This window comes from Hwanghaeella sp. (assembly GCF_965227365.1).
GTDB lineage: Bacteria > Pseudomonadota > Alphaproteobacteria > UBA8366 > Aestuariispiraceae > Hwanghaeella.
Genome location: NZ_OZ245754.1, coordinates 1,169,792 through 1,183,760, shown reverse-complemented (window position 1 = coordinate 1,183,760; position 13,969 = coordinate 1,169,792). Strand labels below are relative to the sequence as shown.

12 protein-coding genes are annotated in these 13,969 nt (G+C 60.8%); 6 read left to right on the top strand and 6 right to left on the bottom strand.

Going from position 1 to position 13,969, the window contains the following annotated elements:
• Nucleotide 1: 1 nt before the first annotated feature.
• The 4 genes from ACQK2G_RS05310 to ACQK2G_RS05295 all read right to left on the bottom strand — a co-directional run bounded on the left by ACQK2G_RS05310 (nucleotide 2) and on the right by ACQK2G_RS05295 (nucleotide 6,404).
• On the bottom strand, nucleotides 2-1,966 hold the full coding sequence (locus ACQK2G_RS05310; protein WP_425403988.1) for a motility associated factor glycosyltransferase family protein: 1,965 nt from the start codon (nucleotides 1,964-1,966) through the stop codon (nucleotides 2-4).
• A gap of 47 nt (nucleotides 1,967-2,013) precedes the next feature.
• Nucleotides 2,014-3,912 carry a hypothetical protein gene (locus ACQK2G_RS05305; RefSeq protein ID WP_425403987.1) on the bottom strand — a complete coding sequence of 633 codons (1,899 nt, stop codon included), beginning with the start codon at nucleotides 3,910-3,912 and terminating at the stop codon, nucleotides 2,014-2,016.
• Nucleotides 3,913-4,106: 194 nt separating this feature from the next.
• A complete protein-coding gene (locus ACQK2G_RS05300) occupies nucleotides 4,107-5,012 on the bottom strand; it encodes a hypothetical protein (RefSeq protein ID WP_425403986.1) in 906 nt (301 codons plus the stop codon).
• A gap of 489 nt (nucleotides 5,013-5,501) precedes the next feature.
• On the bottom strand, nucleotides 5,502-6,404 hold the full coding sequence (locus tag ACQK2G_RS05295; protein WP_425403985.1) for a flagellin: 903 nt from the start codon (nucleotides 6,402-6,404) through the stop codon (nucleotides 5,502-5,504).
• A 372-nt stretch (nucleotides 6,405-6,776) separates the two neighbouring features.
• Here ACQK2G_RS05295 and ACQK2G_RS05290 point away from each other — a divergent pair, with 372 nt between their 5' ends.
• From ACQK2G_RS05290 to ACQK2G_RS05280, 3 genes are all read left to right on the top strand, one after another.
• The gene (locus ACQK2G_RS05290) at nucleotides 6,777-7,793 is read left to right on the top strand and encodes a flagellin (RefSeq protein ID WP_425403984.1); all 1,017 of its coding nucleotides are present in this window, start codon (nucleotides 6,777-6,779) and stop codon (nucleotides 7,791-7,793) included.
• 268 nt (nucleotides 7,794-8,061) lie between these two features.
• Nucleotides 8,062-8,616, top strand: coding sequence for a flagellar biosynthesis regulator FlaF (locus tag ACQK2G_RS05285; RefSeq protein WP_425403983.1), 555 nt, complete (start codon nucleotides 8,062-8,064; stop codon nucleotides 8,614-8,616).
• 16 nt (nucleotides 8,617-8,632) lie between these two features.
• The gene (locus tag ACQK2G_RS05280) at nucleotides 8,633-9,295 is read left to right on the top strand and encodes a formyltransferase family protein (RefSeq protein ID WP_425403982.1); all 663 of its coding nucleotides are present in this window, start codon (nucleotides 8,633-8,635) and stop codon (nucleotides 9,293-9,295) included.
• 22 nt (nucleotides 9,296-9,317) lie between these two features.
• On the opposite strand, the gene ACQK2G_RS05275 is transcribed toward ACQK2G_RS05280, so the two are convergent.
• Together ACQK2G_RS05275 and ACQK2G_RS05270 are read right to left on the bottom strand one after the other, a co-directional pair.
• On the bottom strand, nucleotides 9,318-9,719 hold the full coding sequence (locus ACQK2G_RS05275; protein WP_425403981.1) for a flagellar biosynthesis repressor FlbT: 402 nt from the start codon (nucleotides 9,717-9,719) through the stop codon (nucleotides 9,318-9,320).
• Nucleotides 9,720-10,046: 327 nt separating this feature from the next.
• Nucleotides 10,047-10,343, bottom strand: coding sequence for a hypothetical protein (locus ACQK2G_RS05270; RefSeq protein WP_425403980.1), 297 nt, complete (start codon nucleotides 10,341-10,343; stop codon nucleotides 10,047-10,049).
• Between the two features lie 396 nt (nucleotides 10,344-10,739).
• Here ACQK2G_RS05270 and ACQK2G_RS05265 point away from each other — a divergent pair, with 396 nt between their 5' ends.
• The 3 genes from ACQK2G_RS05265 (at nucleotide 10,740) to ACQK2G_RS05255 (ending at nucleotide 13,835) form a co-directional block, all read left to right on the top strand.
• Nucleotides 10,740-11,168 carry a hypothetical protein gene (locus ACQK2G_RS05265; protein WP_425403979.1) on the top strand — a complete coding sequence of 143 codons (429 nt, stop codon included), beginning with the start codon at nucleotides 10,740-10,742 and terminating at the stop codon, nucleotides 11,166-11,168.
• A 330-nt stretch (nucleotides 11,169-11,498) separates the two neighbouring features.
• Nucleotides 11,499-13,091 carry a flagellar hook-length control protein FliK gene (locus tag ACQK2G_RS05260; RefSeq protein WP_425403978.1) on the top strand — a complete coding sequence of 531 codons (1,593 nt, stop codon included), beginning with the start codon at nucleotides 11,499-11,501 and terminating at the stop codon, nucleotides 13,089-13,091.
• A 48-nt stretch (nucleotides 13,092-13,139) separates the two neighbouring features.
• A complete protein-coding gene (locus tag ACQK2G_RS05255; RefSeq protein ID WP_425403977.1) occupies nucleotides 13,140-13,835 on the top strand; it encodes a flagellar hook assembly protein FlgD in 696 nt (231 codons plus the stop codon).
• Nucleotides 13,836-13,969 lie beyond the last annotated feature (134 nt).

The following is a 13,969-nucleotide window of genomic DNA, read 5'->3' as shown; positions in this document are numbered from 1 at the left end:
ATCACGCGGCCGCGGCCGCCGCCTTGCTATGCAGATCGGACGCCAGTGCCGCGCTGCTCTGCCGCATTTCGCCGAGCAGGTCGAGCATCGTATCGCGGAAGAACTCAAAGAACGGGCCGCGTTCCGCGGCATCCATGCGTCGATAGGCCCGGTACAGGAAGGTGAAGCAGACCATCATCGTGCCGACATGCATGCGTTGGATGCAGACATCCACATCCGGCGCGGAGCTGTCTTCGAGCAATCCCTTGAACGCATCGTAGAGCGCGCGAAGATCGAGGTCGTCCGACTTGGCGGATTTCAGGATCTCCTCGAAGGATGAATAGAACTGGTCCAGCGCCTCGCCCAAAATCGCCAGCTTTTCCGGCGGCGCCATTTCCCGCTGTTCGGCGGCATCGAATTCACCGCGCAGGCGTTCCAGCTCACGGCTCTTGCGTGAGATATCCCCTTCCAGAACGGCGGATTTCGGCAGACAGGGAGTCGCCCCCGGAATGCGTATGCCGTCGCTCAAATTACGCACGACCGCGTCCTTGTAACGCGCGATCAGGCCCGAGAAACTGACGCTGGCATACAGGAAACTGTGGTTGGTCTGAACCGTGCCGCCGAAGTTTCCGGGGGCGGCGATCGTGTATTTCGTGGCATTCAGATGCTCGGGATGGGTCGCAAGGAACGCTTCGTCGGCGACATAGACGGAATGACGCCCGTGATGGAGGCTCGCATCGCGGGACCCTAGGTCGACGCCGACAAGATACAAGTCCCGGAATCCCATGCCGAGCGCGATCCGAGCGGCGGTGTTCGCGACCGTCGGGGCGGCATAATAGATCTCCCCGTGCCGCTGTCCGAACAGCTTGGATGAGCAGACGGAGTCGCGAAAGAACAGGATCCGTTTGCCGAAACACCCGGCCATCTCCGGGCGCACCGTATTGCTGGCAATGAGACAGATCCGCGACAGGTCGTACTTGTCGGCCAGGGACCGAATGATCTCGACGGGTCCCGGTGTGTTTTCGATTTCGACATGGAAATCGGGATAGATCCCGTGCCCCAGAAGCGCGCCGAGCCCGGTGCCGCAACTGATCACGACGGCATCGTCCTTGTGCTGCCGGACGAAATCGGCGGCCTCGTCGATCGACGGGCCTGACCCGCAAACGATGACCGGCGTCCGTTTCACCACGCGCGGCTTGTCCGCATAGACCAGGGATTCCTGGCTGGTGACGTTGCCGACATAATTGCGGATCATCACCTGTTCGTCCTCGAAAAAGCCCGGATTGGACGACAGCAGCGGCAAACGATCGAGGAAGCGCTTCTTCGCTTCCGCCAGGACATAGGACGGGTAGTGATCGAAGATGTAGGACCCGTCGATGAGGCCGAAGGAATCCTGCCGCATCATATAGAAAAGGAAGTTCGCGATGACTTCCGGGGTATCGTGAATGACGAAATTCAGCAAACCGTTGCGCCGATGGATCTTTTCGAACAAAGGTCCCAATTCGACCTGATGCATGGCGTGGTAGACGAACTCGTCGAACTGTTCGACGACGATGACCGACCGCACATCCAGCCGGTCGATCAGAGGTTCCAGATGCAGGCCGAGACCGAGGCCGAAGACGATCAGGTAACCGCCGTCGGGGTCGACCTCATGGTCACGCCCCATGATGTCGCGGCCGCGCAGATACCCGACCCCCGCTCGGACCAGGCGTTCGGCGATCCGGTCATGCTCTTCCGGCTCGCCCGGCCATCCCTGCAGAATGCGCTGATACCGAACGCTCTGATAGGCTTCCACCTGTTTCGTTGTGGAAGAAACCGCATCGCCCTCATACAGCATGGAATGCCCGAGATCGATGTTGAGGGTGCCGCTTTCCGCATTTCCGACAACCCTGGAATAAGGCTGCAGGACGCCCTCGAAACGCGGTGCCAGATGCGGCTGGAAATTCCGCATCGCCTCCAAATTTCTTTCAAAGAGCCCTTCGGCCATATCGGTACGCCTTGTTTCTTCCAACGGTTACGGACAGCCGATTACGGTCAGCGACATTTCCCCGCCGCGTCCCGCAAGGCATCCACGAAGCCGCGGGATTCCTCTCTGGACTTCGACGGTGCGATGGCATCGCGAACCCTGATGTTCATTTCCTCTTTGACGGTATTGATTGCATCGGTGCTCGCGGCCCAGTCGTTCGCCCGTGACAGCATTGTTTCGAAATCCGGCACCGCCATTTCCTGAAGGCCGATCCGGCGCAGCAGGGCGGACGCCGCATGGTTCACCGCATAGCCGGCCGAACGAACCAGTATCGGGCAGGAATTGCTGATCGTTTCCCAAGCCAGTTGAAGGTCGCCGTCCGGCCCCGGGTCCAGCACGAAGTCGACGGTTGCCGTGAAATTGTCGATGGTCTTGGCGAAATTCTCCGTCGGCTCGCTATAGTCCAGCCGATCGAGCATCCCCGCCTTGTCCAGCAGAGGTTCGATCACATCCAACCCCGGCCCGCCGCCGACGGCGACCGGGTTCAGCACGATGCGCAAGGCGGGATTGGCCGCGCAGAGCTGCGCCAACATGCCGATGAACTCTTCCCCGAGCTTTCGCGGCGGGCAGGAAATGCCGGCCCTGAGCGGCATCCAGGGTGCGGCCTTGCGCACAGGCGGGATCGCGACATCCGCGGCGAAGCAGAACGGCGTGCATGCGATCCGCTCACCGCTCTTCAAGGAAATCCCTTCTTCGTCGATCGCACCGTCATGAATGACCGCGTCCGGATCGACCTTTCCGAACCAGGACAGCACCAGCGGCGCCGGCCGGGCACCGGAAACGCCCATACGGCCGGTCGACCCGTGACCGTCGAGATCGATCAGCACATCGATCTGGTCGTTGCGGATGATCCTGGCGACCGTCGCGTCATCGACACGGTGGATGTCGGTCCAGCCGGCGACTTCACCGCGGATCTTCCGGGTCAGGGCGTCATCCGTCGCATTATTGTTGTAGACATGCACCTTCACGTCGTTCCGGCCATGCATGGCCAGAGCCGGCCAGAAGGTCTCCAATCCCTGTAATCCGCGGAGCCGCCCACTCAAAAGCCCGACGCGCAACACGCCCGCATCGATCGGCTCGGGTCTGGGCAGCAGGTTCTCGGCCTCCGGCTTGAAGCTGATTTCCCATAGCCGCTCGGATTTGCGAATGTCCTCCAGGCTGACCTCGGGCATCACATAGAGGTCGCGGATCAAAGCGGATCGGACCCCGGCGGATAGCGGCAATTCCTGCACGGCCTTGATGTGGCAGGACTGTGCCTCGTCGAACCGTCCGATGCTGGTGAGGATACCGGCCACCGCCGACATATCCTCAAAACTGGACTTTCGGATTGAAGCCAGAGCCTGGCCAGCCAGCAGGGCCTCATAGGGCTGTCCCATATGCACGAGACAATCGCGCAAGGCGCGCCACCCCCGGTCATCCGATGTCTTCGATTCGACCCCGGCGCGTAATTCGTCCACCGCCTCGGCATAGCGGCCTTCGCGCATCAGGCTCAACCCGGCATCGACCTTGTCGCTGCGGTCCATCGACCGCATCGCGTCTTCATAGGTGCCGAGCCACGCGGGCAGCAGCCCCTGCAATTCGGCGCCACGCGGCAGCGATGGGGAGACTTTTCCGAAGAAGAGCGCGTCGTTCAGGCGGCCCAGCTTGGCGCTGACGATCGCAAGCGCCTCGCAATGTTCGCGAACATCCGGCGCCGCGTCATGGGCGATGCGGAACAATTCCTCCGCCCGCAAGGCGGAATCCATCTGCATCGCGGCAAGGCCGAGCACATGGATGGCCGAGGCATAGCCCGGGGCGAGTTTGATCGCTTCCCCGGTGGCTTCCACAGCCGCCTCGGTATTGCTTGCTTCCAGGGAGGCAAGCGCCGTCGCCAAAAGGTTGTTGGCCTTTTCGCGATTTCCCGACATGCGCAGACGCCCTTCCGTAAGCGGTTCAACGGGCAAAATTTACACAACACCCGTCCGGTGCTGCCATACTTATCTTGATTCCAGGGGGAACAAGCTGTGCAGCGGCGCGCCGCGGACCGCCGACGGAAAGCGTCGGCCGCCGCGAGATACGGCGAGGCACGCCTTCCGCGCGCGCCCCGCCCGTACCTTTGACCTTACTGCAGCAGTGACAGGATGGCCTGCTGTTGCTGACCCGAGATCGACAGCGACTGGATACCCAACTGCTGCCGAGTCTGAAGGGCCACGAGGTTCGCGCCTTCTTCGTTCAGATCCGCCAGTGTCAGCTTGTCGGAACCGACGGACAGTTCGTTCACGTATTCCTGCGTGAAATCCAGTCGGGTTTGCAGGATCGCGACGTTCGAACCCAGGGACTGGGCCAGACCGCGCAACCGGCCGATACCGGCATCGAGCGTCTGGACCGCGCTGGTCGCGGTCGAAACACTGGAGTTGTCCAAACCGAAGGACGTGAAGGACCCGGAGGAAACCCCGAAGTTCGACAGCGTGAAGGTCGAGTTGTTCGACGTGAACGCGGCGATGGAGAAGATACCGAACTGCGTATCCGCCTGCGTCGTGTTCAGGTTCAGACCCTGCACCTGAAGGCGCGAGGATGTCCGGATCCCGAAGGCCACATCCAGCGTCGAGTTGGTCGACGTCAATAGGTTCAGGCCCTGATAGGAGGTATCTTCGACTAGTTCGAAAATCTGGCGCCCGACCTCGATGAACTGCGAGGACGCTGCCTGGCGTTCCTGGGTCGACTGGGAGCGGGCCGCCTCGACGATACCTTTGAGCTGGTTGAGCAGAGCGTCGATCGCCTCAATCGCGTCCAGCGCGGTGTTGAGAGCGCTGATCCCCTGATCGATATCGTCCTTGCGGAGCTGGAAATCGCCGGCACGGTCGGACAGCGTCCGGGCCCGGAAGAAGTTCACCGCATCGTCCACGACCTCGTTGATCTTGCGGCCCGTCGACAGGCGCGTCTGCGTGCGGTCGCTGAGATACTGCGTACGCTGCAGGGATAACAGCGACGAGCGCTGGGCGGCTGTAAGCGCGATATCGTTGGTCATGATCTCTCTACCTTTCTGGCTGACGGATTCTCCGCCGCTCCTTCTCTCTCAATCGTTCTCTTGATCCGTCGTCGTGCTGAAAGGGCGGCTTGCGCCTCGGCGCGACAAATCGGCAAGAACACATCAATTTCCGTGCCAGAACGGATCAAGATGTTGTTTTTATTTATATAATTGAGATTTCGGCCGCCTTCGGAGGCGCCAAAAAAGGGCGGAAAACCGGGCCTGCGGCAGATTCATCCCATCGCTTCGGACAGGTCGCTGGGCAAGAATCGGCACAGTGGAAAACCCGACGTTTCCGAGGGTCCTCACATCCGCCGCGACAGGGTCACGGCGGCGGGGTCACGGCGGCGGGGTCAGCATCTTGGAAATGGGAAAGGAGGCGGGAAAGCGGCCGCCGAAAAGAAAAAGGGCCCCGCGAACGGGGCCCTTCAGGAAATCGATACGATCGAGAGAGAGAAAGGAGAGATCGATCGATTGTTACGCTAGTCCTTAGTTCAGAAGCGCCAGGATAGCCTGCTGCTGCTGACCGGAGATGGCCAGGGACTGAATCCCCAACTGCTGCCGGGTCTGCAACGCCACCAGGTTGGCACCTTCTTCGTTCAGATCCGCCAAGGTCAACTTGTCGGAACCGACCTGCAGCTCGTTCACGTAAGCATCGGTGAAGTCCAAACGGGTCTGCAGGATAGCGACGTTGGCACCCAGCGACGCGCCACGGGCGCGAAGGTTGGAAATACCGGTCGAAATCCGCTGCACCGCCGTCGTCGCGAAGGAGACGTTGGAGTTGTCCGCCCCGAAGGAGGTGAACGACGCGGACGAGATACCGAAGTTCGAGATTGTGAAGCTGGAGTTCGCCGCCGTGAACGCCGCGACCGTGAAGATACCGGTCGTGGAGTCCGCCGCGGTGGTGTTCAGGTTGAAGCCCGTGACTTGGAGACGGGACGACGTCCGGACACCGAAGGAGACATCCAAAGTGGAGTTGGTGGAGTTCAGCAGGTTCAAGCCGGCGAAGGACGCGTCCTCGATCAACTCGGAAATCTGCTTACCAACTTCAATGAACTGCGTGGTCGCCGACTGACGTTCCGCAGTGGACTGCGAACGCGCCGCTTCGACGATACCTTGAAGCTGGTTCAGGAGGTTGTCGACTGACTCGACGGCCTGCAACGCAGTACTGAGGGAGCTAACCCCCTGGTCGATTTCGTCCCGGCGCAGAGCAAAGTCACTGCCGCGATCGGACAGCGCCTGGGCCCGGAAGAAGTTGACCGCATCATCGACCACGCTGTTAACCGCCTTACCGGTGGTAAGACGGGTCTGCGTGCGATCGCTGAGAGTCTGAGTTTGTTGCAGGGAAAGAAGCGACGAACGTTGTGCCGCTGTAAGAGCGATATCACCCATGGTACAAATCCTTTCTGGATCGATATGTATCCGGACTTCTGCCCGGGAGCTTCCTTCTGAAGCGTTGATTAGCTAGCCGGAATGTACATTTCGAGTCAAGAGAAAATTGCCGACCTCCCCCGAACTCGCGTTTTCCCTTTTAAATCAGACGACTATCGATTGCCCCGCAAACTCCCCGGAGCGAGACTGGGAATCATTTTCCCACGCCTCCGCACCGCGCCAGCGGCGGAAATACAGTCGAATACCGCACATCCGCCACGCCCCTCGGGACAAGGCCGGAGCAAGATGGCATGGCGATTGCTTCGATCTTCACCGGAATACCATGCCCGCCGGACTTTATGCGGGCTTCGACGGAAAGGTCATGTTTCAACCATGGTTACACGGGTCAGCACATTCGGCAGTTTGCAGGCGGATTTGGCCTTGATCCAAAGGCAGAACCTGAATTTCGACCGGTTGAATTTTCAGGTCGCGACCGGTGAGAAATTTCAGGAACTGAAGAACTACGGCACGAAGGCCCCGCGCATTCTGGATCTTCAGTCAGAGATCGACCGCCGCGAAGGCTATGTGAATTCGCTCGGCCTGGCGGAACTGAACCTGAAATCCTATGACGCGACGTTGGAACGTCTTAGCGAAATCATCGACGACATCATCAAGGCCTCTGAGCCGCTTTCCACCCAGGATGCGAATTTCGCCAGCACGACCGAAACCCTGGCGACGAATTTGCTTATCGAGGTCGACGCGAACCTGAACCTGGAAATCGGCGACCGGTTCCTTTTCGCCGGCACCCGTTTCGACACCGCCCCTGTCGTTAATTTGAGGTCCTTGCCGGTCTATACGACCAACGACCTGGGCGTCGTGAACACGGTCGAAACGGCAAATGACATCCCGACCTATATCGTCGACAGCGGCGGCGCGAACACAGCGGTGTCCTACCACACCCAGGGCCCGAACACGCAGGATCCCCGGTCCTTCGAGAAAGTCTCCATCACCGTCGCGGACGATGCGGTCCTGACCTACGGCATCACGGCAACGGATCCCGCTTTTCAGAACCTGATCGAATCCATCGTTCGTCTGCGCTCCTCCGCCCAGACCGGTTTGACCGAGGCGCAGCGGGAACAGTTCCTGGCCGAAGCCTCGACCGCGGCACAGACAGCGCGCGACCAGATCCGCCAGTTGCAGGCGACGAACGGTCTGAACCTGGCCCGCATGCAGGATCAGAAGGAAAACCACGAAAACTTCATCAATATCAGCAAGATCGCCCTGGACGACATCAAGCTGGTGGACGACGCGACAGCCGCCGCGGAGATTTCCGCGCTTTCCGCGCAGGTTCAGGCCTCATTCACGGTGATATCGACCCGGCGGCAATTGTCCCTGGTCAACTTCCTGTAAGACGAGGCGGAACGCGGAATTCTTGGATTTGAAAGACAGGGACTTGCCCAAGCCTATGAACCGGTTAACGTGATATTTACAAAGTTGGCTATAGACTTGAACAGTTACTGTAGAATATTCAGGGGTTTCAGACCCTTAGGAAACGACGGCGCGAAGGGGACTGCGGCAACCGGCCCCTTCATGTATCATTGGTCGGCAATGCACGGTTTGCACAGCCGGCACGTCTCAACCACCGCAACAGCGGCATCGGCCGCGGGACAAGGTTTGAATGAGTAATCCCTACGCTTCGCAGCAACGGTCGCAGCTGGAAAACGCCGCACCGCAGGCCGCTGAGGGATGGGCGCTCGTCGAAACGGCTCGCCGCCTGGAATCCGCCAAGCGAAACCCGGACGACTCCAACGCCATTCTGTCGGCGGTCCGCGTGAACTGGCGGATCTGGACCATCATCCAGTCCTCGCTCGTCGATCCCGAATGCCCGCTTCCGCAGGAAATTCGCGAGAACCTCCTGAACCTGAGCCGCTTCATCGATCGCCGGTCGGCGGAACTGATCGCGTCGCCCCAGGACGTGCACAAACTGGATGTCCTGATCAATATCGACAGGCAAATCGGGGCCGGACTTCTCGGCAATCCAGCCGATGGTGAAGAAGCGCAGCGGCCTGCCGCCCCGGCCGACAATGCGGAAAACGAACCGCGGGACAATCCCCCGGCGGAGAAACCCGCGCCGACGCAAAGCGGAACCCATAGTCTTCTGTCGGTACAGGAAACGGCCACGCCGAACCCCACGCCGGGCCCGCGCGGCAGTGTGACCTCAACCGAAACCTGATTTCCGGCATCGTCGGATGGCGACCGCCGCGCAAGATTCATCCCCCACCCTGCTGATGCTGATGAAGCAGATGGAGGCGGAATTCTTCAAGGATTTCGCCGGACGCCTTGCGCCGACGGTCCGGACCGTTCATGTCGACACGCTCGAGGCCCTGGAACAGGCCGTGCCCGGTCCGCGCCCCCACACCCGTTTGTTCGCGTTCAGCACCAGCATCATCGTACCCCCGCCGATCCTGAAACATCTGAACTACAACGCGGTCAACTTTCACCCGGGCCCGCCGGAATATCCCGGATACCGGCCGACCGGCTTCGCCCTATACGACCGTGCCCGAAGCTATGGCGTGACGGCGCATTACATGACGGACAGGGTCGATGAGGGTCCGATCATCGGCGTCGACAGATTTCCGGTGGCCGAAAATGCCTTCCTGATCGATGTCGTGAAGGAATCCTACCAACGACTGGCCAAACTGGCCCTGGCCAAGCTACCCGCGCTGTTGCGCGTGGACGAGGTCATCCCCCCATCGGGCGAGCGATGGACACCGCGGAAAACCACAAAGGCGCAATACGACGCCATGCGTCGCATTCCCCGCGACATGCCGGATGCGGAAATCGCGGAACGGTTCCGCTGTTTCGATGGAATCTATACGCCGCTGGACCCGGATTTTACCCCGGAAAACTAATCCAACCGCCAACGACCAAGGATCAGCTCGAAGCGGCACCGACGGAAGTAAGGCGCTCCGTCTCATGATCGATCAATTCCTGCGTCTTGCGAAGGGCGTCGTAGTATCGCTCCGCCGCGACCAGGGACCGGATTTCGGACAGAATTTCGCCGGCGCTGGGCGCCGCCTGCATGTAGTCCTGCTCGAACTGCCTATACAGATCCAGATACTGCGCCCGGTCGGTGTCGAACAGATAGGCGCATTGCAACGCGTAATACACCCGGCGTGCGGGCGAAGTCGCTTCATTCTCGCTCATCACTTCCTTGCGGCGCAGGATATCGACCCGGTTGTGCAGGATGATGGTCGTCGCCTCGCCACCATTTTCGATGACCGCACCGTTGATGATGATTTTTTCCTTTGAGGGAAGCTTGATGCGAAGTGGCATGGCTGGGTGGTCCTTCTACGATCCGTGGCGTCGCCCCTGGGCCGGGGCCTTTTTGTCGTGCGCCTGCCCCTAGACTATGGGGGCGATCCGGCCTTGTGCAAGAACCGGGGCGATTTTCCTGTCAGGAATGCAGATTCTTTGCCATTCCGACCCAGGCGCAGCTCGAAATCAGGTGGAAAGAGCTAGAAAACTGTGTGAATCCGCGCTCCCGCCGACAATCCGGCGCCGGAATCCGCCCGGATATGAGAATCGGTCGGATGCGATCCAGAATTTCATTGGAGCTTTCAGACCGAGTGTCGCGGGGACCAAAGCCGATCTGTTTCCGCGCTATCCGGCGGACGGATCGATACCGTCGCCGAATTCGCCGTTGCGGATCTTATCCGGCAGGCGTTCGACCAGCAGCGCCGCCCCTTCGCGGCCGAGCAGACCGACAAAGACGCTTACCGACAGCGCCAGCAGGGATTCATGGACGACGCGGCTGGGGACCCCTTGCTTTTCGCTTTCATGGATCGCTTCCATCATCCGGACGATCGTATCGCGGCGCCCCTGCGCCACATCGAATTCCGCATTTTCGCCCGCCGCCGACGCACCGTCGGCACCATGGGGAGTTTGCTCGTCGCTCATATCCGGCGCTCCATCTTCCATCCGTTCTCTGGCATGGAGCGAATTCTCGTTTGCCGGCGTGTCCGCCATATCAATCCTTAAACGTTCCACTCCGCAACATGACGGCCTTACCCTATAGACCGCTAATCAACGCTACCCCACACGGCTTGTCTTGGCTAGGACAACCGGTCCGGCATCGCGACCGAGAGAATCCCACACCCTTCATGAATCCTTGAATTTCCGCGCTTTATAAGCTATTTTTAAGCAAGAGGTGGTTGGTTTCCCTGGTAGAACACCTGCCGCGCGTCGTTGGGACGGGTCGGTATTGACGGAAAACACCGCTAAGAGGGGCAGTGGCGCATAGCGCCCGATCTGCCTTTTATCACGGAGTATGGCAGAAGCTTTCCGGAGGTAGAAATGGAAGTTTCCCTTAACACAAGTCCCGTTGCATTGCCGCAGCAGCAGCAATCCAACACACCGCCGACCCCCGCCGCCGATGCAGGGGCCGTACCGACATTGCAAGGCACACCGGACAATGTGGTGACCGCCGCGGTGGCACCGTCGGAAACCAATGTTCGGGATGACGACGCCCTGCGACGCCAGGGCGGCAATTCCCGCGAAGGCCGCGTTGCCTCCCTGCAGGATCTGGAGTTGAACGGCTTGCGCACCCGTGTCGGTTTCGACGCCGAAAGCGAAACGGTGTTTCTGGAGATCCTCCAGCCCCGGACCGATCAGGTCATCCAACGGATTCCGTCGGAGGGGTTGGTGCAGTTCCTGAACGAGCAGTTCGATCAGCTGATCACCGACGCGGCAACGGATACGACGGCGGTCGATACCTCCGCCTGACGATCCTCTCCTTTTTTCGCATACCGCCCCACCGGCAGATCGTATTTGCCGGGCGGGATTTTTCATGCCCGTGTCACCGTTTCCCGCCATGGCAACAACGGAATCTGACCCCATTGGCCGATGATCCAGGATCTGCCGGGGCAGTTTTTTCCTCACCCGGCACAAACCGGCAGGAATCGTCCATCCCTTCCCGGCCGGCCGCACAGACAGGTCGACGCCCGCCTTCCCGACCGCCGACAAGACTTTGATTTTTCATTTATTTTTCCTGACTGAAAAACTGGCCCGCCATTTGCTGATACCGAGGTCGGAATAAACCGTCAGGAGTTTGTGATGAGCACCGGGGCTGTAGATAGGGTCAATGACGCCGCCGCGACCGCGCAGCAGCAGAAGACCAAGAACCAGGGCAAATCGTCCAGCAAGTCCGACCTGTTCGCGACCCTGGTACAAGGCCAGGTGCCCGGCAACATCGTCTTCACGCGCGTCGACAAGCATCTCGATGTACCGAAGACGGCGAAGACGAATGACGATGCCGTCCCGGTGACGCCGGCCCGCGAGGAGCCGGTGGAGGCCGAATCCGATCCGGTCGAGACCTACGAGACCAGCGCCGCGCATGAAACGGCGGAACCGAAGCGCAGCGATGCCGCGCCGAAACAGGCCCAGGGCGCGAATACCGAAGGCCAGCCCGAGGCCAAGCCGGACGCCACGGCAGGTTCCGCGGAGGAAACGGCCGCCCCCGCCACGGATGACGGCAGCCGCACGCAGGACGCCACCGCCGCCGCCTCGCAGAACACTAAGGTGGCCGCGGACGCGACCGATACAGTTTCCAAAGCCGTCGGCAACGAGGCCGCGGCCGTGAGGCAGCAGGCCGCCAATACGAATAGCGCCGCAAAGCCCCAGGACGTGAACACCGATACCAAGGCCCAGAGCACGCTCGCCGGGCAGGATGCCGACCTCGCGCAGAAAGCCGCCAATGCCGCGAAGGGCAAAGTGACCAAGACCGAGCAGGCCGTTGCCAAGCCGAACACCGCCCTGGCATCGGAGACCACCGTCACGGCGCAATCCGCCGCGGCGACGCAGGCGGCCAAACCGGCGCAGAACGGCGGCGGTCGTCCGACAGCAACACAGCTGGCCAATGCCGCAAGCGACAGCGAGACCCCGGCGCCTTCCGCGAATGCGATGGCACAGGCGAAGGCGAATAGCGCAGCTGGCAAGGGCGCCGACAAGTCCGGCGCCGCCAACCAGGCGAACAACAACGCGAACGCCAATAACGCCGCGACGCAAAGCCCGACAGCGGCTGCCTTCGACCAACTCGTTGCCAATGCAGCCGCCCGGAACACGGCCGGCGCCCAGGCGACAAACGCGACGGTTCAGAATGTCGGTTCGGCTGCCGCCGATCCCATCACCGGCGCCGGCACCGTGCAGAACGCACAGTCCAACTCGGCCGCCCGCGCCGCGGCCCAGACCGCCGCTGCCTCCAAGCCGAAGGTTCCGCCGCAGGTCGTGACCGACCAGGTCGCGGTCAATATCAATCGCGCCGCGGCGCAGGGGCTGGACCGGATCTCGATCCAGATGCGCCCGTCGGAGCTGGGCAAGGTCGACGTAAAGATGGAAGTGGCCCATGACGGCCGCGTCACCGCGGTGATCACCGTTGAGCGTCAGGAAACCTTCGACATGCTGCGCGGCGACTCCCGCGCTCTCACCCAGGCCCTGCAGGATGCCGGCCTGCAAGCCGACCAGAACAGCCTGAGTTTCAATCTGCAGGGTCAAGGCAGTCAGAACGCGCAGGACGGGTCCGGTTCGTCCTCCGGCGGTGCCGCGGGTGACGGCTTGGCCGATGGCGGTGAAGGAGAAACCGACGGCATGCTCGGCCTTGGCGAAATCGCCCAGGCGGATGCGGATGGACATTACGACGTCCGGGTTTGACGGAATCCATAAGGGCCGGAAGACCGGATAGAACGGAAAGCATTTATCATGTCTGACCTTGAAGCAGTCACATCGCTGAACACGGATGCCACGACGGCGGCGCAATCGCGCTCCAGCATCAGCGCCGACTTCAACAACTTCCTGCTGATCCTGACCACTCAGTTGCAGAACCAGGACCCGCTGTCGCCGACCGATACCCACGAATTCACCAACCAGTTGGTGCTGTTCGCGGGGGTCGAACAGGAAATCCAGCAGAACGGAAACCTGGAAGAGTTGATCGGACTGCAGAAGGCGAACCAGGGCGTCAGCGCGCTGAGCTATATCGGTCAACAGGTCGAAGCCGAGGGTTCGATTTTCAATGTCGAAGAGGGCGAAGGCACGACGCTTGGCTTCGAACTCGCCGATACGCCGGATACGGCTTCGATCACGGTCACCGACATCGCCGGCAATATCGTCTTCATCGCGTCTCTCGAGGATGTGGACTTCGGCTACAACCAGTTCCAATGGGACGGCAAGGACATTACCGGACAGGACGTTCCGTCCGGCATCTACGCGTTCCAGATCAACGCGGTGAACGAGGACGACCAACCGATCGAGGTCAAGCATTCGACCACGTCGATCGTCGACGGCGTCGAGTCCGATGACGAAGGCACCTTCGTCACCAGTGGCCCCTTGAGCATTGCCTTGGACAAGATTTTTGCGGTCCGCGCGGCGCCTCAGCCGACGGCCGATGACGGGGTGTAAGCCCGATTGACGATGCAGCCGTGGAGAACCTCGGCGGTGTTTCAGCAGAAGCGGTTTCGATTACTCGAAGCTTACTTGCGAAGGTACGCACCAACGGAAGAGAGCACCGGTGCACACCTTTCAACGCCGCTTAG